Source organism: Citrobacter sp. wls615 (assembly GCF_005281355.1).
Taxonomy (GTDB): domain Bacteria; phylum Pseudomonadota; class Gammaproteobacteria; order Enterobacterales; family Enterobacteriaceae; genus Citrobacter; species Citrobacter werkmanii.
Genome location: NZ_SZXM01000084.1, coordinates 100,655 through 122,185 on the forward strand (window position 1 = coordinate 100,655; position 21,531 = coordinate 122,185).

At 54.3% G+C, this 21,531-nt stretch carries 14 protein-coding genes; 6 read left to right on the forward strand and 8 right to left on the reverse strand.

Going from position 1 to position 21,531, the window contains the following annotated elements; all coding sequences use genetic code 11:
• The first annotated feature begins 2 nt into the window (after positions 1-2).
• Positions 3-5,441: an Ig-like domain-containing protein gene (locus FDX04_RS21155; RefSeq protein WP_137371440.1), complete on the forward strand. Its 5,439-nt coding sequence runs from the start codon at positions 3-5 to the stop codon at positions 5,439-5,441.
• A gap of 119 nt (positions 5,442-5,560) precedes the next feature.
• On the opposite strand, the gene mgtA is transcribed toward FDX04_RS21155, so the two are convergent.
• Positions 5,561-8,269 (reverse strand): magnesium-translocating P-type ATPase, encoded by a 2,709-nt coding sequence (gene mgtA / locus FDX04_RS21160; RefSeq protein ID WP_137350084.1) that lies wholly within the window; start codon positions 8,267-8,269, stop codon positions 5,561-5,563.
• A 144-nt stretch (positions 8,270-8,413) separates the two neighbouring features.
• Positions 8,414-8,467, reverse strand: a complete 54-nt coding sequence (mgtL, locus tag FDX04_RS24350) for a mgtA regulatory leader peptide MgtL (RefSeq protein WP_137350111.1) — start codon at positions 8,465-8,467, stop codon at positions 8,414-8,416.
• 190 nt (positions 8,468-8,657) lie between these two features.
• Between mgtL and treR the strand changes: the two genes are divergently transcribed.
• The 5 genes from treR (at position 8,658) to nrdG (ending at position 15,969) form a co-directional block, all read left to right on the forward strand.
• Positions 8,658-9,605 (forward strand): trehalose operon repressor TreR, encoded by a 948-nt coding sequence (gene treR, locus FDX04_RS21170; RefSeq protein ID WP_137371441.1) that lies wholly within the window; start codon positions 8,658-8,660, stop codon positions 9,603-9,605.
• 110 nt (positions 9,606-9,715) lie between these two features.
• Positions 9,716-11,134 carry a PTS trehalose transporter subunit IIBC gene (gene treB / locus FDX04_RS21175; RefSeq protein ID WP_137371442.1) on the forward strand — a complete coding sequence of 473 codons (1,419 nt, stop codon included), beginning with the start codon at positions 9,716-9,718 and terminating at the stop codon, positions 11,132-11,134.
• Between the two features lie 49 nt (positions 11,135-11,183).
• Positions 11,184-12,836, forward strand: a complete 1,653-nt coding sequence (treC, locus tag FDX04_RS21180; RefSeq protein ID WP_137360183.1) for an alpha,alpha-phosphotrehalase — start codon at positions 11,184-11,186, stop codon at positions 12,834-12,836.
• Positions 12,837-13,245: 409 nt separating this feature from the next.
• A complete protein-coding gene (nrdD, locus tag FDX04_RS21185) occupies positions 13,246-15,384 on the forward strand; it encodes an anaerobic ribonucleoside-triphosphate reductase (RefSeq protein WP_038636715.1) in 2,139 nt (712 codons plus the stop codon).
• Positions 15,385-15,504: 120 nt separating this feature from the next.
• A complete protein-coding gene (gene nrdG / locus FDX04_RS21190; protein ID WP_079225613.1) occupies positions 15,505-15,969 on the forward strand; it encodes an anaerobic ribonucleoside-triphosphate reductase-activating protein in 465 nt (154 codons plus the stop codon).
• A gap of 3 nt (positions 15,970-15,972) precedes the next feature.
• Here nrdG and FDX04_RS21195 read toward each other — a convergent pair whose 3' ends face one another.
• From FDX04_RS21195 to FDX04_RS21220, 6 genes are all read right to left on the reverse strand, one after another.
• Positions 15,973-16,257, reverse strand: a complete 285-nt coding sequence (locus FDX04_RS21195) for a type II toxin-antitoxin system RelE/ParE family toxin (RefSeq protein WP_137360184.1) — start codon at positions 16,255-16,257, stop codon at positions 15,973-15,975.
• Positions 16,247-16,489 (reverse strand): type II toxin-antitoxin system RelB/DinJ family antitoxin, encoded by a 243-nt coding sequence (locus FDX04_RS21200; protein WP_080203603.1) that lies wholly within the window; start codon positions 16,487-16,489, stop codon positions 16,247-16,249. Before FDX04_RS21200 ends, FDX04_RS21195 begins: the two co-directional genes overlap by 11 nt.
• Before the next feature lie 77 nt (positions 16,490-16,566).
• Positions 16,567-18,480: a BglG family transcription antiterminator gene (locus tag FDX04_RS21205; protein ID WP_137371443.1), complete on the reverse strand. Its 1,914-nt coding sequence runs from the start codon at positions 18,478-18,480 to the stop codon at positions 16,567-16,569.
• A gap of 21 nt (positions 18,481-18,501) precedes the next feature.
• Positions 18,502-19,242 carry a KDGP aldolase family protein gene (locus FDX04_RS21210; protein WP_137360186.1) on the reverse strand — a complete coding sequence of 247 codons (741 nt, stop codon included), beginning with the start codon at positions 19,240-19,242 and terminating at the stop codon, positions 18,502-18,504.
• On the reverse strand, positions 19,239-20,357 hold the full coding sequence (locus tag FDX04_RS21215; RefSeq protein WP_137360187.1) for a DgaE family pyridoxal phosphate-dependent ammonia lyase: 1,119 nt from the start codon (positions 20,355-20,357) through the stop codon (positions 19,239-19,241). Before FDX04_RS21215 ends, FDX04_RS21210 begins: the two co-directional genes overlap by 4 nt.
• Positions 20,341-21,474, reverse strand: a complete 1,134-nt coding sequence (locus FDX04_RS21220; RefSeq protein WP_137360188.1) for an amidohydrolase/deacetylase family metallohydrolase — start codon at positions 21,472-21,474, stop codon at positions 20,341-20,343. The genes FDX04_RS21215 and FDX04_RS21220 overlap by 17 nt, the downstream gene beginning before the upstream one ends.
• Between the last annotated feature and the right edge of the window lie 57 nt (positions 21,475-21,531).

Consider the following 21,531-nt stretch of genomic DNA (forward strand, 5'->3'; position numbering starts at 1 on the left):
TTATGAATCTCCGCACACGGAAGGTGTTAGCTGTTATTCAGATATTATTGCAACTATGTCCGCCTTCCCTACTATTCTGGCTCGCGCCAAGCGCCCATGCCAGCAATCAGAATATCAGCCAGCCAGCTCAGCCTGCAGCCGGTACATCCTCCGCGCAAAGCCAGCAAGATGAGACCGAAAATAACGTTGCGCAGGCAGCCATACAGGCTGGGACTATGTTAGGCTCAGGCAATGCAGGTAACGCACTGGTTTCCCAGGCGACAGGCGCTGCATCAAGCGAAGTGCAGAAATGGTTAAATCAATTCGGTACCGCTCGTGTAAGCATCAGCACCGATGAGCATTTCACCCTGAATGATTCCGACCTCGACCTCCTCATTCCTCTTTACGATCAAAAAGAAAATCTGCTGTTTACCCAATTAGGCGGTCGCCGCCATGATGACCGGAATATTATCAATACCGGTCTGGGTTACCGCCATTTCTCAGATAAATGGATGTGGGGAACCAACATTTTTTACGATCGCCAAATTTCCGATAATCATCATGAACGCCTTGGCGTGGGAACGGAATTAGGCTGGGATTATCTCAAGCTTTCCGCTAACGGCTATTTTCGTCTGAGTGACTGGATGTCCTCCTCTCGCTATGCCGATTACGATGAACGCGCGGCTAACGGCTTTGATATTCGCGCGACAGGCTATCTGCCTGCGTATCCGCAACTGGGCGCGACCATGGTGTATGAGCAGTACTTCGGTAACAGCGTGGGGCTGTTTGGCGACGATGAAAGCGACCGCCAGAAAAACCCACATGCTATTACGCTGGGTCTGAACTATACGCCAGTGCCATTCATAACCCTTGGCGCTAACCAGAAAATGGGCAAAGGGGGGGAAAATGACACCCAGATTAATCTGGCGCTGAACTGGACGCCAGGGGTACCGTTAAGCGATCAATTCGACCCTTCCTCCGTGGCCGCACGTCGTTCACTGCTAGGAAGTCGTCAGGATCTGGTTGACCGTAATAACAATATCGTACTGGAATACCGCAAACAGGATCTGATTTCACTTTCACTTCCGGAACAGGTGGAAGGTGAAGAGCTGTCAACACAGAGCGTGACCGCGAAAGTGAAAGCGAAATACGGCCTCGACCATATTGAATGGCAGGCGGCTTCCTTCCTGAATAACGGCGGGAAAATCACGGCTGGCTCCAGCCCTGAACAGTTTGTACTGACACTACCTTCCTGGCAGAGCAGTGATGTGAACAGCTATACCCTGACGGCAACGGCCTGGGACAAAAATGGCAATGCCTCTAACGCCAGTAGCATGAAGGTGAATGTCACCGGTATTGATGTGAATACTCTGCAATCAACCACCACGGTTTCCCCAACTAAAATTTCAGCAGATGGGGCCAGTACAGCCACCGTCACCGTAACGCTTAGAACGGCTAATGCCGAAAGCGCAACGGGTCTGGCCTCCAGAATGAGCACAACGCTAATCTCATCGGCTACGGGGTCAAGTAACGCCGCCGTAGATGGCACGGTGAAAAAACCATCTATCACCAGTTTCAGCGAAACATCCGCCGGGGTGTATACCGCGACAATCACCTCCGGGACTACGTCGGATACGCTGACTATCCAGCCCTATATTGATGGGAAGGTAAAACTCGCCAGTGCGAAATTAATTGAAGAAGCCATGGTAACGGTGCCGCATCTAACCTCACTGGATACCTCAGCCACCAGCGCAATTGCCGGGGGCAGTACACCAATTACGCTGACGGCGCATGTCACCGACCAGTACGGCGCCATTCTGAAAGATGCTGTGATCGACTGGACGGCAGATAATACGAAAGCACAGCTGTCGACGGTAAAATCCACCACCGATGACAAAGGCACTGCGCAAATACAAGTCTCCAGCACAGAGGTGATTAACACCGTTGTCACCGCACAACTGGAAGGTGGGAATTCACTGAGTACGCCGACACTCAGCTTTACGGCTGACGCCGCTACGGCAAAAGTGACTTCTATCAGCAATGAAAAAGATACGATTGTCGCTAACAATACCGATACCAGTACGGTGACAGCAATGGTTGCCGATGATAATGGTAATGCGCTAAGCGACGTGACGGTCAACTGGACGGTGACAAAGAGCGATGGCACAAAAGTCAGCCAAAAAACCACGGCGACCAACAATCAGGGTGCGGCAACGCTAACACTGAAATCAACAAAAACTGGCATAGTCACGGTAACGGCGGATGTTAACGGTAATTCACCAAAATCAACGGGAGAGATTACTTTTGTTGCCGACAGCAGCAGCCAGAATGTCACCTCAATCACACTGAGTAAAAGTACGGCGCTGGCCAACGGCAGCGACGGTATTTCCTACGAAGCGACCGTAACGGATGCGTTTGGCAATGCTATCGCCAACGCAACGGTGTTGTGGGCATCTGATAATGCCGATATGACACTAAGCCAGCCGCAAACAACCAGCGATGCGAACGGTAAAACATCCATACAAGTCACGTCACTGAAAGCGGGCGATGTGGTGATCAGCGCACAGACCAGTACTGGTACGGCTTATCAGGCAAGTAAAGCGACCTTCTCGGCCGACAGCAGCAGCGCCTTCGTTAGTAGCCTGGACAGTGACCGCGATTCCGCACTGGCTAACGGCACGGACAGCATTGAGCCAAAAGCCACCGTGACTGATACACACGGCAACCCAGTAGCAGGGGTGGATGTCAGTTGGTCGGTATCCCCGTCTACGGGAATATTGTCGGCAACCACCAGCAAAACCGACAGCAACGGTGTGGCAACGGTAACATTAACGTCAACGTCAGTGGAGAACTATAAAGTCACCGCCACAACCACCAATGGCCCAGCGAAGGAACTCTCCCCTCTGTCCTTTACTGTCGATAGCGCCACCACGCACCTGGACAGCGTTAGTGCATCGTCTACCAGCGCGCTGGCAGATAGCACAACGGCTATCACCCTCACTGCGACAGTTATCGACCAGAGCGGTCATCCGGTGCCAAATGAGGCCATAAACTGGAGTGCGGATAACGCGAAAGCGATACTTTCCGCAACCCAGTCGACAACGGATGCCCAGGGTCAGGCGCAGATCACGGTAAAAAGCGCGGATGTCATCACCACCATCGTCACCGCGCAGCACGGTTCAGCCGAATCGAAGAAAAGCGAACCGCTGAGCTTTACGGCAGATGAATCCTCCGCCAGCGTTGTCGCTATCGGTGCAGATAAATATGAGGTAGTGGCAAACAATATCGACAGCAGCACATCCACGGCGAAGGTTGAAGACAGCAGCGGTCATCCACTCAGTGGGATAACGGTAAACTGGAACGTGAAGAAAACAGACGGCACTTCAGCAGGGAGCAAAACCTCAATAACCGACAGCGAGGGGAACGCCATCCTGACGCTAAAATCAGCCAAAACGGGCACGGCAACAGCCTCGGCCAGCGTCAGCGGCACGGCGGCGAAAGAAGACAAAGTGACCACGTTTATTGCGGATGCAAGCACACAGAACGTCACGCAGGTAGAGCCAAGCAAAACAACCGCAGTGGCTAACGGCAGCGATAGCATCACTTATGTGGCGACCGTCCTTGACGGACAGAACAACCCAGTCAGCGGCGCCCTCGTCAATTGGTCGACAGACAATGCGGACATGCAGCTCAGCGCGACCTCAACCACCAGTGATACCAACGGTAAGTCACAGATAACCGTGACCTCGTTAAAATCGGGTGATGTTGTGATTAGCGCACAGACCGATGCAGGCGTGGCGTATAAAGCCGTTAAAACGACCTTCAGTGCAGACATCAATCAGGCGAAAATGACGCTGGTAAGTGATAAAGACAAGACGGTTGCCGACGGCACCAGCGAAATTGTGCTGAGCGCCACGCTGGTCGATGCAAACAATAACCCGATAACCGATACCGAGGTGAACTGGAGCGTTGCGCCAACCACTGGTACATTGTCAGCCGCGAAGACCACCACCGACAGCAGCGGTGTGGCCAAAGTGACGCTCACTTCTGCTGAAATTGCTGAATACCAGGTTGATGCAACGATGAGCGGCGGTAACAAGGCATCAGCATCCAAAACCGGTCTGATCTTTACCGCAGACAGTACGACAGCAAACGTCTCCTCGCTGACAGCAGATAAAGACGTCGATATCGTTGCGGGTAAAGATACCGTCACACTAACGGCGTTGGTATTAGATGGCAGTAACCATCCAGTACCTGGTATGACCGTCAACTGGAGCAGCACAGAAACCAACAGTACCTTTAGCGCTAACTCTTCGGTGACGGACTCCGATGGTAAGGCGACTGTGACTTTCTCCAGCCTGAAAGCAGGAAGTATCGACGTGACCGGTACGCTGTCCTTAAGCACCAGCAAAGCGTCAAAAACATTGCTGGTGATTGGCGATGTCAGCACCGCAACGTTTAGCAGCGTCGTGCCAGATGTGACGGAAGCGGTAGCGGATGGTACAGCGGCAATAACCTGGACGGCCACGGTATGGGATGCAAATAAAAACCTGCTGAAAGATGTGGCGGTTAACTGGACGAGCGATAACACGAATGTTGTGCTGTCAGCAACGAACGGGACAACGCTGGAAGATGGTACGGTCACGGTAAGCGGGACGTCGATAAAATCGGGTAGCGTGAAAGCCACAGCAACAATAACCTCACCGTCAGCAACGAAAACGTCCAGCGTAGCGAACTTTATTGGCGATGTGAAAACCGCAAAAATAGACTCACTGAAGGCAAATGTCGATCACGTATCGGCAGGGACCACTCCGGTGACCTATACCGCAACGGTATCTGATATCAATAACAACCCTGTTTCAGGCGGTTCGGTTGCCTGGACCACGGATCTGAATACGTTGTCCGCACAAACCAGTACAACGAATGCCAGCGGTATAGCCACTGTTAAGTTGTCAGGTATTGAATTCGGTGTCGCCACCGTCACGGCCACGATCAACGAAAGTACAAAAACGGATAGTACAGTCAAGTTCCTTGGCAACATTGAGTTCGACTGGAACATCACCAATGGCGCAGCGAACGCGGAAATTGATGGGCCAACGGTAACCCAATTTACAGATCTAGGCTTTATCGTCACCGGTGATACCACGGGGCCTACGAGCCTGGTTTGGTCCCAGGGTGGGTATAGCGTCATTACTGCACCGTTTACGGATGATAAGGGGAATACCCGAACCGTCACATTCAGAGGACAGAGGGCGAATATGTGTGGCGCCACTGCATTTAACTCTGCCGCAGGGTGCCAGGTGAGTTCAAATTACCCACACTTTGTCTACAAAGCAACAGATGGGGACAATGCGAACCTTCCTGCGGGTACCTGGCATGGTGTGGTAACCTTTGACGGCAAGGATTGGCACAGCTCGTGGGCGCTTAGCTACACCATGAATGTTACGCTGACGGTAAATTAACCCACCGCGGTTTAACTCAGAGAGCTGGTTTATCAGGGAGCAGATCGTCTGCTCCCTGATTGTTTCTTTGTGGTGGGTGGGTTTTTTCCGGGTCGCTGCGCCGCCAGAATAATCGCCCCTTACTGCCAACCGTAGCGACGGCTATAAAAACCTTTCACTAATTGGGTCAATGTCATGTAGCCCGCCAGAATCGCAATCAGCCACGGGAAGTAGCTCAGCGGCAGCGCCTGCAATTGCAGATAGCTGGCCAGCGGCGAGAACGGTAATGCAATGCCCACCACCATCACGACCAGCGTCATTAGCATCAGCGGCCATGCGGCGCGACTTTGGATGAACGGCACGCGACGGGTACGGATCATATGCACAATCAGCGTTTGCGACAGCAGGCCCACCACGAACCAGCCCGACTGGAACAACGTCTGATGCTCTGGCGTATTGGCATGGAAGACAAACCACATCAGGCAAAAGGTCAGAATGTCAAAGATCGAGCTGATCGGCCCAAAGAAGATCATAAAGCGGCCCAGTTCAGCAGGATTCCAGCGCTGTGGTTTTTTGATCTGCTCTTCGTCGACGTTATCAAACGGAATCGCCACCTGAGATACATCGTACAGCAGGTTCTGGATCAGTAAGTGCAACGGCAACATCGGCAGGAACGGCAAAAAGGCGCTCGCCACCAGCACGCTAAACACGTTACCGAAGTTAGAACTGGCCGTCATTTTGATGTACTTCAACATGTTAGAAAAAGTACGGCGTCCTTCGATCACCCCTTCTTCCAGCACCATCAGGCTCTTTTCCAGCAGGATAATATCCGCCGCTTCACGCGCAATATCGACCGCGCCATCAACGGAGATACCGATGTCCGCCGCGCGCAGCGCCGGAGCGTCGTTGATGCCATCGCCCATAAAGCCAACTACATGGCCTTCACGCTTGAGCAGCGTAACAATGCGCTCTTTGTGCATCGGCGTCAGGCGGGCAAATAGCGTGGTGCGCTGGGCCAGTTTTGCCAGTTCGTCATCGCTTAGCCCTTCAATGCTGCTGCCAATGACCACATCGCCCGCATCCAGCCCCACTTCATGGCACACTTTTGCCGCCACCAGCTCACTATCGCCGGTGAGGATTTTCACCGTAATACCGCTGGCTTTCAGCGCTTTCAGCGCCGGCGCGGTGGTCTCTTTCGGCGGATCGAGGAACGCGATATAGCCTTCGAGGATCAGATCCGACTCATCAATACGCTGGTAATCACCTTCACGCGCGGGCAGGTACTTGGTGGCCACCGCCACGACACGCAGCCCCTGACGGTTCAGCGTATCGGTAACGCGTTTCACCCGACGCAGCATGCCCTCATCCAGGGGGACAATCTCGCCGTTGTGGCGCACCTGGGTGCAGACGCTGAGGATCTCCTGCAGCGCGCCTTTGCACACCAGCTGATGTACATCAGTTTCTTCAGCAACCACCACCGACATGCGGCGACGTTCGAAATCAAACGGGATCTCATCGATTTTTTGCCAGCGGGTAGAGAGCTGGCGGGCAGATTCTTCATCCACGCCTTCCAGCACCGCCGTATCCAGCAGATTCTTCAGCCCGGTCTGGTAATGGCTGTTCAGCCACGCGGAATGCAGAACGTGCTCGCTGGGTTTGCCGGAAATATCAGTATGATTCTCCAGCACAATTTTATCCTGGGTCAGGGTCCCGGTTTTATCGGTGCACAGGATATCCATCGCGCCAAAGTTCTGGATGGCATCAAGGTGCTTGACGATGACCTTTTGTTTAGACAGCTTCACCGCCCCGCGCGCCAGCGTCGAGGTGACGATCATCGGCAGCATTTCCGGGGTCAGCCCCACCGCAACAGACAGCGCAAACAACGCCGCCTCCCACCAGTCGCCTTTGGTATAGCCGTTAATGATGAGCACAATGGGCGCCATCACCAGCATAAAGCGGATCAGCAACATGCTGACGCGGCTGATCCCTTTCTGGAAGGCATTCTGCTCGCTTTCCTGCTCGCTGACGCGGCCCGCCAGTTGCCCGAACCAGGTGTTGGCTCCGGTCGCAATCACGATAGCCTGCGCCGTACCGCTCACCACGTTGGTGCCCATAAAGCACAGGGTATCGCACTCCAGCGGGTTGCTTTGCTGCGGGTCGCGGCTGGTTGCGACCTTCTCCACGGGCAGCGATTCACCGGTCAGCGAAGCCTGCGCCACAAACAGATCGCGCGCCTGGACGATACGTAAATCCGCCGGGATCATATCCCCTGCCGCGAGCTTAATAACATCACCGGGTACCAACTGGTCGATCGGCAGTTCAACCCAACCGTTCTCCCCTTTTTCGTTGATCACACGCAGCACCGTAGCGGTGTTGCTGACCATCGCTTTCAGCGCGTCTGCTGCTTTGGTGGAACGCGCCTCCTGCACAAAATTCAGCAGCGTCGAGATGGCGACCATCAGCGCGATGACGCCAGCAGCAAACAGATCCTCAGTGGCATAGGAAATGGCGCCAAGAATGGTCAGCAGAATATTAAACGGATTGCGGTAGCAGACCCACAGATGCACCCACCACGGCGACGGCTTCTGCGCCGGCAACTGGTTTTCGCCATGGATTTCACGAGCGTTCTCGACCTCTGTGGCGTTTAATCCTTCCGGGTGCGCGCCAAACGTTTTCCACAGCGCGGCTTCGTCCATCAACGCCATTTTCAGGCAATGTTCGCTCAGCGAGGGCGGGATCGGCGTGCTGGCAACGGTTTGCGCATTGGGCAACGGATCGCGATGCACCAGACGATGCGGTAAATGGCGGTTAAGCCGGGCAAACAGCTGGCGAGTCATATTTTTGAACATAGGCAGTCCCCCTGCGCCAGTCTTAACGGGCGCAGTAAATCCTTCAGGCGTGGCAAAGCCTTGCCTGATGGCAATTTTCAAATCACAACAGGGACGTCAGAACGTCACTGTCTTACGCATCCGGTAAGACAGTGATAGGCAGGCTTACCGGAAAGTTTTGTTTCTCCGTCTCGGGAGAGGGGTGGGATCGGGATCCATATAGCCTCCGGTAAGTGAAAGATAAGCGCTGCGGATTATACGCAGAAAACCATAAGGTTTGTGGCAATTATGGCGGTATGATAAATCATAGAAACTAAACCAAACGTATACCAGACTTTGCCCATTGCGCTGTGCTTGAGTAAAGTTATTCTCTTTTGGCATAACTTCACACGCGACACGGGAAAACAGGATGCAAAATCGGCTGACCATTAAAGACATCGCCCGCTTAAGCGGTGTGGGGAAATCCACGGTTTCCCGCGTTCTCAACAACGAAAGCGGCGTCAGCGAACGTACCCGTGAACGCGTCGAAGCGGTGATGAATCAGCACGGTTTTTCCCCTTCCCGCTCCGCACGCGCCATGCGTGGGCAAAGCGACAAGGTGGTGGCGATTATCGTCACGCGCCTGGATTCTCTTTCAGAAAATCTCGCCGTACAGACCATGCTGCCCGCTTTTTATGAGCAGGGTTACGATCCGATCATGATGGAAAGCCAGTTCTCGCCTGAACTGGTCGAAGAACATCTGGGCATGCTCAGACGCCGCAATATTGACGGTGTGGTGCTGTTTGGTTTTACCGGCATTACCGAAACGATGCTCACTTCCTGGCAGGATTCTCTGGTACTGCTGGCCAGAGATGCCAAAGGCTTTGCCTCCGTCTGCTATGACGATGAGGGTGCTATTCATAACCTGATGCAGCGTTTATACGATCGCGACCACCGCCATATTAGCTTTCTTGGTGTTCCCCATAGCGACGTGACCACTGGTAAGCGCCGTCATGAAGCCTACCTGGCATTCTGTAAGAAACACAAACTGCATCCGGTTGCCGCACTGCCGGGTCTGGCCATGAAGCAGGGTTATGAGCAGGCCGCCAGTGTCATCACCCCGGAAACCACCGCCTTAGTCTGTGCGACGGATACCCTTGCCCTTGGGGTCAGCAAATATCTGCAGGAGCAGCGGATTGAAAATCTGCAGTTGGCGAGTGTGGGCAGCACACCGCTGATGAAATTCCTCCATCCGGAAATTATCACCGTCGATCCAGGCTACGCTGAGGCCGGACGACAAGCGGCCTCACAGCTGATCGAGCAAATCAACGGCCGTAGCGAACTGCGACAAATCGTTATTCCCTCCACCCTCTCCTGATCGCTTTCTGAGCGCTAATTTGTGATCTTCGCTGCGCTTCGGGAACGTTCCCATTTTTAAATATTCATCGAAGAGATACTCTGGCGGCAGGTCAACAACAGGGCTTAATAATGAGCAAAGTAAAACAAGCAGACATCGACCGGCTGATTGAGCTGGTAGGCGGGCGCGATAATATCGCTACGGTGAGTCACTGCATCACTCGCCTGCGTTTTGTACTGAATCAGCCCGCGAATGCCAGGCCGAAAGAGATAGAGCAGTTGCCGATGGTCAAAGGCTGCTTCACCAACGCCGGGCAGTTTCAGGTGGTGATTGGCACCGAGGTGGGCGATTACTACAAAGCGCTGCTGGCGACCACCGGCCAGGCCAGTGCCGACAAAGAGCAGGCGAAAAAAGCCGCGCGGCAGAACATGAAGTGGCATGAACAGCTGATTTCCCATTTTGCAGAGATCTTCTTCCCTCTGCTGCCAGCGCTGATTAGCGGCGGCTTGATCTTAGGTTTTCGCAATGTGATCGGCGATCTGCCAATGAGTAACGGGCAGACGCTGGCGCAGATGCATCCGTCGCTGAAAACCCTCTACGACTTCCTGTGGCTAATTGGCGAAGCGATCTTCTTCTATCTGCCTGTCGGGATCTGCTGGTCAGCGGTGAAGAAAATGGGCGGGACGCCGATCCTCGGTATCGTGCTGGGCGTTACGCTGGTTTCGCCACAGCTGATGAATGCCTATCTGCTCGGTCAGCAGGTACCGGAAGTGTGGAACTTCGGCCTGTTCAGCATTGAGAAAGTGGGCTATCAGGCTCAGGTTATTCCGGCCCTGCTGGCCGGTCTGGCGCTCGGATTTATTGAAACGCGCCTGAAACGGATTATCCCGGATTACCTGTACCTGGTGATCGTCCCGGTGTGCTCGCTGATCCTCGCTGTGTTCCTTGCGCACGCCTTTATCGGCCCGTTTGGCCGCATGATCGGCGACGGCGTGGCGTTCGCGGTTCGTCATCTGATGACCGGCAGCTTTGCGCCGATTGGCGCGGCACTGTTCGGCTTCCTGTACGCCCCGCTGGTGATCACCGGCGTACACCAGACCACGCTGGCTATCGACATGCAGATGATCCAGAGCATGGGCGGTACGCCGGTATGGCCGCTGATTGCGCTGTCAAACATCGCTCAGGCTTCTGCGGTGGTCGGCATCATTATCTCCAGCCGCAAACACAATGAACGCGAAATATCAGTACCTGCGGCGATCTCGGCTTATCTCGGGGTAACGGAACCGGCAATGTACGGCATCAACCTGAAATACCGCTTCCCGATGCTGTGCGCGATGATCGGCTCCGGTCTCGCCGGTCTGCTGTGCGGCCTGAACGGCGTGATGGCGAACGGCATTGGCGTAGGTGGTATACCTGGCATCCTCTCCATCCAACCCACTTACTGGCAGGGATTTGGCATGGCGATGGTCATCGCGATTGTTATCCCGATGGTACTGACCTCATTCGTCTACCAGCGTAAATACCGTCAGGGCACATTACAGATTGTTTAACTTTTCTTCGGGGCGCAGTTGCGCCCCATCGTATCTCCAGGAAACAGCAATGAATATTCCACACTGGTGGCAAAACGGCGTTATCTATCAGGTGTACCCCAAGAGCTTTCAGGACACCACCGGCAGCGGCACGGGTGATTTGCGCGGCGTAACGCAGCGCCTCGACTATCTGCAAAAACTGGGCGTTGATGCCATCTGGTTGACCCCCTTCTACATTTCGCCGCAGGTTGATAACGGCTATGACGTCGCCGACTACATGTCTGTCGATCCGGCTTACGGCACGCTTGCAGACTTTGACGAACTGGTAGCAGCGGCGAAAGCGCGCGGCATACGCATTATTCTGGATATGGTGTTTAACCACACCTCAACCCAGCATTCCTGGTTTCGTGAGGCGCTGGATAAAGACAGCCCGTATCGTCAGTTTTATCTCTGGCGCGACGGCGAACCGACCACCCCGCCGAACAACTGGCAGTCAAAATTTGGCGGCAGCGCCTGGGGCTGGCACGCCGAAAGCGAGCAGTATTATCTGCATCTCTTTGCCCCAGAGCAGGCCGACCTGAACTGGGAAAACCCGGCGGTACGCGCCGAGCTGAAAAAAGTCTGCGAGTTCTGGGCCGATCGCGGCGTGGACGGCCTGCGCCTCGACGTAGTCAATCTTATCTCCAAAGATCAGGACTTCCCGAACGATCCCGACGGCGATGGCCGCCGTTTTTATACCGACGGCCCGCGCGCGCATGAGTTTTTACGCGAGATGAACCGCGACGTCTTCACCCCACGTAGCCTGATGACGGTCGGCGAAATGTCTTCCACCACGCTGGAAAATTGTCAGCAATACGCCGCGCTGGACGGCAGCGAACTGTCGATGACCTTTAACTTCCACCACCTGAAAGTGGATTATCCCAACGGTGAAAAATGGACGTTAGCCAAACCGGACTACGTGGCGCTCAAAACTCTGTTCCGCCACTGGCAGCAAGGGATGCACAATCAGGCATGGAACGCGCTTTTCTGGTGTAACCACGACCAGCCGCGCATCGTGTCGCGTTTTGGCGAGGAAGGGAAATACCGTGTGCCAGCCGCCAAAATGCTGGCGATGGTGCTGCACGGCATGCAGGGCACGCCCTATATCTACCAGGGGGAAGAGATTGGCATGACCAACCCGCACTTCCGCCAGATTACCGATTACCGCGACGTAGAAAGCCTTAACATGTTCGCCGAATTGAACGGCCAGGGGCGCGACGCCGAAGAGCTGCTGGCGATCCTCGCCAGTAAATCCCGCGATAACAGCCGTACGCCGATGCAATGGGACGGCAGCAAACATGCCGGATTTACCCAGGCCGAGCCGTGGATCGCGCTGTGCGACAACGCGACGGATATTAACGTGGCGGCCGCGCTTGATGACGCCGATTCCGTGTTTTACACCTATCAGAAGCTGATCGCCTTGCGCAAAACGGAGCCGGTTATTACCTGGGGCGACTACCAGGATCTGTTACCAGACAGCCCACACGTATGGTGTTATCAGCGCGAATGGCAAGGACAGCGGCTGCTGGTCATTGCCAACCTGAGCGATACCTTCCAGAACTGGCAACCGACTCATACCAACGGAAACTGGCAGGTGCTTATGCACAACTATGCCGAGGTCGCCAGCCAACCTGGTGACATGACGCTGCGTCCTTTTGAAGCCGTCTGGTGGGTGCAAAAATAGCTTGCAATCTCTTGTTAGCCCGGTGCGTATAGCGCTGCCGGGCGTTGTTGCCTACGTCCAGCTTACCTTCCTGTTTTTGCTGAATAAATAATCAGAATTTTCCAAGGGTAATTTACAATCGGCTGTAGCGCCCGTCATCTGTACGCTCCGATTTTTACTTTGCGCTACATCAAAAAAATCGTAAACATCCTTGATGCAAATCACTACATATAGAACTTAAAATGCACGCCGACCCAATATGTTGTATTAATCGCCTATAATTGCTACAACTACAATGCACCGCTTCACGGTGGGATTGTGGATAACGTGGGTCAGGATTGCGGGAAGTCATTGGCAATAGACATGAATAAAGCCGTGGACGCTTCCCCAACCTCTGTGGATAACCTGTTCTTATAAATATGGAGTGATCATGACACCGCATGTGATGAAACGAGATGGCTGTAAAGTGCCGTTTAAATCAGAGCGCATCAAAGAAGCCATTCTGCGTGCAGCTAAAGCAGCGGGAGTCGATGACGCAGATTACTGTGCCACCGTCGCAGAAGTCGTTAGTAGTCTGATGAATGAGCGCAGCCAGGTCGATATCAACGAGATCCAGACAGCGGTAGAAAACCAGCTGATGTCTGGCCCGTACAAACAACTCGCCCGTGCGTACATCGAATATCGCCACGACCGTGATATCCAGCGTGAAAAACGTGGCCGTCTGAACCAGGAAATTCGTGGTCTGGTTGAGCAAACCAATTCTGCTCTGCTGAACGAAAACGCCAACAAAGACAGTAAAGTGATCCCGACCCAGCGCGACCTGCTGGCCGGTATCGTCGCCAAACACTATGCGCGCCAACACCTGCTGCCGCGTGATGTAGTCCAGGCGCACGAGCGTGGTGATATTCACTATCACGATCTCGACTACTCGCCGTTCTTCCCGATGTTCAACTGCATGCTGATCGACCTGAAAGGCATGCTGACGCAGGGCTTTAAGATGGGTAACGCGGAGATTGAACCGCCAAAATCCATCTCTACCGCGACCGCCGTGACCGCGCAAATTATCGCGCAGGTTGCCAGCCATATTTATGGCGGTACCACCATTAACCGTATTGACGAGGTTCTCGCGCCGTTCGTGACCGAGAGCTTTAATAAACATCGTAAAACCGCTGAAGAATGGCAGATCCCGGACGCCGACGGTTATGCCCATTCTCGTACCGAGAAAGAGTGCTACGACGCATTCCAGTCCCTCGAATATGAAGTGAACACCCTGCATACCGCCAACGGTCAGACGCCGTTCGTCACCTTTGGTTTTGGCCTGGGAACCAGTTGGGAATCGCGTTTGATTCAGCAGTCTATTCTACGTAACCGCATTGCTGGCCTGGGTAAAAACCGTAAAACCGCGGTGTTCCCGAAACTGGTGTTCGCGATTCGCGATGGTCTGAACCACAAGTTTGGCGATCCAAACTACGATATCAAGCAGCTGGCGCTGGAGTGCGCGAGCAAGCGTATGTATCCGGACATCCTGAACTACGATCAGGTGGTCAAAGTCACCGGTTCGTTCAAAACACCAATGGGCTGCCGCAGCTTCCTCGGCGTGTGGGAAAACGAGAACGGTGAACAGGTTCACGATGGTCGCAACAACCTCGGCGTTATCAGCCTCAACCTGCCGCGTATCGCGCTGGAAGCCCATGGCGATGAAGCCACCTTCTGGAAACTGCTCGACGACCGTCTGGTGCTGGCGCGTAAAGCACTGATGACCCGTATCGCGCGTCTGGAAGGCGTAAAAGCCCGCGTTGCACCCATTCTGTATATGGAAGGTGCCTGCGGCGTGCGTCTGAAAGCGGACGATGACGTGTCTGAAATCTTTAAAAACGGTCGCGCATCTATCTCTCTGGGCTACATCGGTATTCACGAAACCATCAACGCGCTGTTTGGCGACAAGCATGTGTATGACAGCGAGCAGCTGCGCGCCAAAGGTATCGCCATTGTGGAACGCCTGCGTCAGGCGGTCGATCAATGGAAAGATGAGACTGGCTACGGCTTTAGCCTGTACAGCACGCCGAGTGAAAACCTGTGTGACCGCTTCTGCCGTCTGGATACCGCCGAGTTTGGCGTAGTGCCAGGCGTAACCGACAAAGGTTACTACACCAACAGCTTCCACCTCGACGTGGAGAAGAAGGTGAACCCGTACGATAAGATCGATTTCGAAGCGCCATATCCGCCGCTGGCGAGCGGGGGCTTCATTTGCTACGGCGAATACCCGAATATTCAGCACAACCTGAAAGCCCTGGAAGATGTTTGGGATTACAGCTATCAGCACGTGCCGTATTACGGAACCAACACGCCAATCGATGAGTGCTACGAGTGCGGCTTTACCGGTGAGTTCGAGTGCACCAGCAAAGGCTTCACCTGCCCGAAATGTGGTAACCACGACGCCGCGCGCGTGTCGGTCACCCGCCGCGTGTGCGGTTATTTAGGCAGCCCGGACGCACGTCCGTTTAACGCCGGCAAACAGGAAGAAGTGAAGCGCCGCGTGAAGCATTTAGGCAATGGGCAGATCGGTTAATTTCCGTTTGCAAAGACCGTAGGCCTGATAAGACGCAATCGCGTCGTCATCAGGCATCACAATGTTGCCGGATGCGGTGCAAGCACCTTATCCGGCCTACATGCTTTCTGGACACCCGCTATGCGCTACCATCAATACTATCCCGTCGATATCGTCAACGGCCCAGGAACCCGCTGTACCCTGTTTGTGTCAGGGTGCGTGCACGAATGCCCCGGCTGCTATAACAAAAGCACCTGGCGGCTCAATTCCGGCGAGCCGTTTACCAAAGAGATGGAAGATAAGATCATTGCCGATCTGAACGACACGCGTATTCACCGTCAGGGGATCTCGCTGTCGGGTGGCGATCCCCTGCATCCGCAAAACGTGCCGGATATCCTGCAACTGGTACAGCGTATTCACGCTGAGTGTCCGGGGAAAGATATCTGGGTGTGGACCGGCTACAAGCTTGATGAACTCAACGCCGCGCAAATGCAGGTGGTCGATCTCATCAACGTGCTGGTCGATGGTAAATTTGTGCAGGACCTGAAAGACCCGGCGCTCATCTGGCGCGGCAGCAGCAACCAGGTTGTACATCATTTGCGTTGATCGCTAAAGCCGTTTGTTTGCATCGTGATAGACGGCTGAATGTTCTCGCTTGCCGACCGCGACAACAAACACAATCACAACTGCATCCCGAACCTGGTACACCAGACGATAGCCGGACGATTTAAGCTTAATTTTATAGCAGTCAGGAAGACCGTTTAAACGGGCAGAGTCAATTCTGGGGTTCAATAGCACATCTGCCAACTTTTTCTTAAACTGAGCCTTCACCGTATCGCCCAGCTTATGCCACTCTTTTAAGGCCCTCGGGTCGAATTCCAGTTCATAAGTCATCCAGACTAACCTTGATTCCCTTTTGCGGACAAGACAACCTCTCCCGAACTGTCTGAATCAGTGCATCTTCACTGTCGCTAAGAGTGACAGTTTTCACTGGCATGCGCCCCGTTTCCGCGACGTACTGGAACAGTAATCGCACGGCTTCCGTTGGAGTAATGTTCAGTTTTTCCAGCACGGCATAAGCCTCATTTTTGAGTTTGTCATCCAGACGGACGTTCAGCGTGGCCATTATGCCTCCAGTAGAATCGAATGTGTAATGCAGTTTAGCATTACATTCGCATTACATCGAACTCTGGATAACACCTCTCAAAAACGACTCACGCACTCCATCGCGACCGTTTTGAACTCGGTGAAATTCCGGCACGCGCAGAGCCGCGTCATGGCGCGTTCGCGCAGGAAAGTGACGAAAATATCGTAGATAGCCATCGCTTCTTCGTATTCGCTTTTGCTGATGGCGAGCAGGAAGATCACGTGCGCCATTTCATCGCCCCAGGCAATTCCCTGCGGGGCGAGGATGGTGTAGACCACCGTTTTCTTTGCCAACAGACCGAGGGAGTGCGGCAGGGCGATGCCGTCACCCAGCATAGTGCTGACGATGGCCTCACGCTCGACAACCGAATCAAGAAACTCCGCATCGACAAAGCCTTCATCCTGCAACTGACGGCATAATGTATTGAACAACGTTTGTTGATCCATTGGGCCATCGATAACGCGGAAATGGGCGGCATCGAAAAATTTGTTCAGCATCCACGGACGGGTTCTGTCGACCAGCACCAGTTTGCCAATCTGCTCCAGTTGATAATCGGTAGGGAACGGCGCAATCATCACCACAGGCTTATCTTTTTCTCCGATTCGCGCGGTCGAAATCACGAAGTCTTCGCTGATGCTTTCCCGCTGTTCGTAGTCGCGCAGCGTCACGGTATCGACGATTTCTATCTGCGGATATTTACGCGCCAGCACCGCTTCAATCATCCGCGCCATCGCATTTCCGGCATCGCATACCAGCAGAACTTTCGGTTGCCTTTGATAACCAATGTTGTAACTACGCTCCAGCCCAACACCGATATGCAGGACGAGGAAACCAATCTCATTTTCACTGATGGTGTACGGCGTATATTTGCCCCATCCCGAGACGGCGGCCAGCGTCATATCCCATGCCATCGGATAGTGCTGTTTAATATTTTCCAGTAGCGGATTGGGGATCATTATCTGGTAGCGCACCCGGGTGATCATCGTTTTAATATGCGTCAGCAGGTCAGCATGTAACTGTTTGTCATTCAACAGGTTGTAGTTGTACTGGCTATTGATAAAACGCAGGATGTAATTGACCAACGCTTCATCATCATCCGCATTAATAGCACTGGGGGCGATCTCCTGAACCTGACGGGCGGCAATATGCACCTGCAGCCAGTTCTCTTCAGAAATGGAGAGCGGTTTATCCGCCAACCGATGCAATACCGCCGCGATTTCCCGCGTGGCCAGGCATACAGATTGATCGGCTTCCTCTGCGGCAAATTCCGGTAGCGGATACCCTTCGCTAATCCGCCGTACTGCCACCGCGCAGTACAAGCGCAAAAACAGCTCGCCCTCATCGGTCAGGCGGATATGGAAACGGGAAAAAATGTCCTGCAAAACGGGTTGCAGTTGCTCAGGGATCCCGGCGTTCAATGCTTCTTCGGTCACCAATGGGTGCTGCAGATCCTGCTGTGCCAGCATCCACAGCAGATCGGTCAAACAGGCGCGGATCGCCATCTCGCTGCCGAACAGCTTCATGCCATGACGGGGGCGCGTTTCCAGCGTCAGGTGATAACGTTGCAGATGCTCGCGCACCTCAGCCATATCGTTTTGCAGCGTCGCGCGGCTGATAAACCATTCATCAGCCAAATCTTCCATCTTCAGCGAAAAGGCCGACGTCAGAAAGCGAGCTATCAGCCAGTGAACCCGTTCCTGGCTGGTGCGTGGGATACGCAGCAACGTGTCGGGCTGCTGCGTCTGCAGGGCATGAAAACTTGCCGGATCGTCAATTTTGAGCTGATAACCGTTACCCCGGCTGAGGACAAACTGCGCGCCATACTGGGTGAGCAGCGCGTTTAACGCGGTGATGTCCGCCCGTACGGTGCGTGTGGAAACCGACAACCGCTGCGCCAGCTCGTCCTGTGGAAGCGCTTCGTTTTGCAACATGCCAAATAGCTGCGCTAAACGTTGGTTGGGGAATCGCACGTCAGTTTCCTCATCAGTCAATTAACCTACGCAGGCCCGGGCCATCGCCATCAGTTGGCGTACGTCGTCCGGACGGGTGTTACCACTCACCTTATCAATAATCGAACTATAGATGTGAGGAATGATTTTGCTCACTCCGGCATCGAGGGCGATCTGCAGGATTTCACTGAAATTATCCAGATCGATCCCGCCCGTTGGCTCCAGCCAGAAGTCATGACGCGCGCAGGCCTGGGCGACCGCGATGTATTCGTCACGGCATTGCAGGCCGCCCATCGGGAAGTATTTAATTGAGCTACCGCCCATATCTTTGAGCAGCGCAATGGCGGTTTCTACCGGCACAATACCGTCCGGTTCTTTGCTGCTTAGCGGACCGGTGGAAATCTTTACCAGCCCCGGCGTACCGGTTGGTGAAACCAGACCGTTGACCACCGTGTCCTGCTGGCCCAATAGCGCACGACTGGTCGCCACGCCGGTAAAGACCTGATTAACATGCTGTGGTTGCATCTGACGGGAAATTTCACTGACCATCGCCGACTGGTTAGGATCGCCCGCCCCCAGCCCCACGGAGAGCGCATTGTCGATAAGCGCCGCGTATTCACGCATATCCGTTACCGCGCTTGCGACATCCGGGTAATTTTTTGACAATACGCCAACCAGCACGTGCCCTTCCGCAGCCGCGTAAATCTCCTGAGCATTTTCTTTGGAGCCTGCCAGTACGTTCAGGCAGACGCGGTCGCGATAAAAGTTAGGGATCAGTTTCATGCTTTTTTCTCCTGCGAAATCACTTCATCAATTCGACGGGCCACAATCTCCAGTTGCGCGCGATCGACGCTACGCACATCGGCTTCGATAATGCCTTCGTTGGCTTTGTAACCACGGAAGTAAATCGCGTACTCCCCTTGCTTCAGCGCATCGACCAGTTCGCCAGTGGCAATCCCGGTTACCGCTTCGTCAAACTTAATTTCCGTGCGCGCGATGTCGCGCCCTGCACTGTCCCACACCACGCGGGCGCTCACACCGTGAAGCTGATTCAAGGTATTAATAAACGGCGTCATTTTCTCGACCATTTCCGCACCGCTCTCTTTCTGCGCATTGAGGTACAGTTCAATAGCGCAGGTCAGGCCAAGTATTCCCTCTTTACCCACCTTCATTGCCCGGCCAATACCCGCCGTTTGACGTTTTACCCACTCAACGTATTGAGTTTTACCGATCACCAGACCGCTGGTTGGCCCTTCAATTGCCTTCGCACCGCTATAGATAACGAGATCTGCGCCCACGTGGTAGTAGCACTGCAAATCTTCTTCCGCCGCCGCGTCCACAATCAGCGGTAGATTATGCGTGCGCGCCACCACCGCAGCCTGCTCCACGCTGAGCATACTTTTCTGTACGCAGTGGTGAGATTTGATATACAGAATGGCCGCGGTGCGCGGTGTGATGGCTGCCGCTAACTGCGCTGCGGAACATTCGTTGGCATAACCGGCTTCTACGACCTTGCCGCCGCCAAGCGCTACCATGGTGCCCACCGGCGCGCCAAAGTTGACGTTGTGGCCTCTGGGCAACACGATTTCGTTGTTGTCGATGGGCGTGACGTGCAGGTTCTCCAGCAGCCAGTCGCTGTCTTTAACCAGCACAGCCGCGACCGACTGGGCAATCCCGGCCGAAGCGCAGGAGACAACGGTTGCCCCTTCCACTTCCAGCAATTTCGCGATGTAGTCACCGGTTTTATTCACCAGGTCTTTCATCTCAAAGTATTGGTTCATCCCGGCCATTGCGGCCTCAACCACTTCGGGTCGCGGCGTAGACACACCGAGCGCCGTCATGCGTCCTGAAGTGTTAATCACCTGTTTTAAATTGTATTTTTCAAAAATCGAAGGCATGTTCCGCGCTCCCTTGTTCGGTCATATAGCCCTTGCCCGCACGTATTGCGGCAAGCGGCACCAGCAGTTGTTCAGCCTGCAGGCTGTCATTTTCGGCATCTACCAGCACGGTTGGCTGGCGTTTCAGCGTAAAGAGGGTTAAATCGGCATCCAGACCGACCTGCAGTCGCCCCTTCTGTTTCAGGCGCAGACCATCGGCAGCATGGGCGGTAACGCATTCAATGACCTGCGGAAGCGACATGCCAATGGCGAGGAATTTCGACATTACATTCGCCAGGGAATGCACCGGGCCGCTGATACGGTTACGACAGTAAATATCGGAGCTGATGGTGTGCGGCAAAATGCCCAGGCTGATGGCGCGTTTCGCCACTGCAAAGCTCAGACTGGCAGTGCCATGCCCAACGTCCAGACGCACGCCGCGTGAAATCGCCCGCGTTACTGACGCCCGCAACTCACCTTGCGGCGTCAGAATGCGGTTCGGCTTACCGTTGTAGCAGTGGGTAATAATGTCGCCCGCGGTGAGGCGTTCGGCGATCTCATCCAGATCCGGCGGGTTGTTGCCGATGTGCACCATCAGCGGCAGGCCACCGTTCTGGGCCTGCATCGCTTTGGCGCGCTCCAGCGGCGTGATGCCGTTAACCCCTACCACACTGCTGCTCATGCGCGCCTTCAGGCCGACGATAAAGTCCGGGTGACGTTTCACCGCCTGCCGCACCGCATCGGCGTCAATATTGGCCATGTTAGCCAGCTCGTTTTGGGCAATAAGCCCAACGCGTGAAACATTCAGCAGCGCATAAACCTCGGTGGCCGCGTCACGAGTCAGCGTGTAAAAATCGTCAATATCATCAGCGCCTGTGCTACCGGCATCCACCACGGTGGTAACGCCAGTGGCAACACCCACACTGTCCGGTTCGTCATGGTAAATCGGCGATTTCGGGTAGCAGTGAACGTGAGAATCAATCCAACCCGCGCTAACGTAACATTCGCCGCGCAGGTCAATGGTTTTCAGCGCCGGACCATCAACGTCACCCAACGCCGCGATTTTGCCATCCTGAAGGGCAATATTAGTCAGCGTGTCATCGACCAGACGCGCATGGCGCAGGAGTAAATCAAACATCGTTCTCTCCTTTGCCGGATGGCGGCGTAACCGCTTTATCCGGCCTACAAATCAACC

Excerpts from the sequence above, each read along its gene's own strand:
- FDX04_RS21155 (WP_137371440.1), top strand. The coding sequence starts at position 3 with ATGAATCTCCGCACACGGAAGGTGTTAGCTGTTATTCAGATATTATTG.
- mgtA (WP_137350084.1), bottom strand. The coding sequence starts at position 8,269 with ATGTTCAAAAATATGACTCGCCAGCTGTTTGCCCGGCTTAACCGCCAT.
- treR (WP_137371441.1), top strand. The coding sequence starts at position 8,658 with ATGCAAAATCGGCTGACCATTAAAGACATCGCCCGCTTAAGCGGTGTG.
- treB (WP_137371442.1), top strand. The coding sequence starts at position 9,716 with ATGAGCAAAGTAAAACAAGCAGACATCGACCGGCTGATTGAGCTGGTA.
- treC (WP_137360183.1), top strand. The coding sequence starts at position 11,184 with ATGAATATTCCACACTGGTGGCAAAACGGCGTTATCTATCAGGTGTAC.
- nrdD (WP_038636715.1), top strand. The coding sequence starts at position 13,246 with ATGACACCGCATGTGATGAAACGAGATGGCTGTAAAGTGCCGTTTAAA.
- nrdG (WP_079225613.1), top strand. The coding sequence starts at position 15,505 with ATGCGCTACCATCAATACTATCCCGTCGATATCGTCAACGGCCCAGGA.
- FDX04_RS21195 (WP_137360184.1), bottom strand. The coding sequence starts at position 16,257 with ATGACTTATGAACTGGAATTCGACCCGAGGGCCTTAAAAGAGTGGCAT.
- FDX04_RS21200 (WP_080203603.1), bottom strand. The coding sequence starts at position 16,489 with ATGGCCACGCTGAACGTCCGTCTGGATGACAAACTCAAAAATGAGGCT.
- FDX04_RS21210 (WP_137360186.1), bottom strand. The coding sequence starts at position 19,242 with ATGAAACTGATCCCTAACTTTTATCGCGACCGCGTCTGCCTGAACGTA.
- FDX04_RS21215 (WP_137360187.1), bottom strand. The coding sequence starts at position 20,357 with ATGCCTTCGATTTTTGAAAAATACAATTTAAAACAGGTGATTAACACT.
- FDX04_RS21220 (WP_137360188.1), bottom strand. The coding sequence starts at position 21,474 with ATGTTTGATTTACTCCTGCGCCATGCGCGTCTGGTCGATGACACGCTG.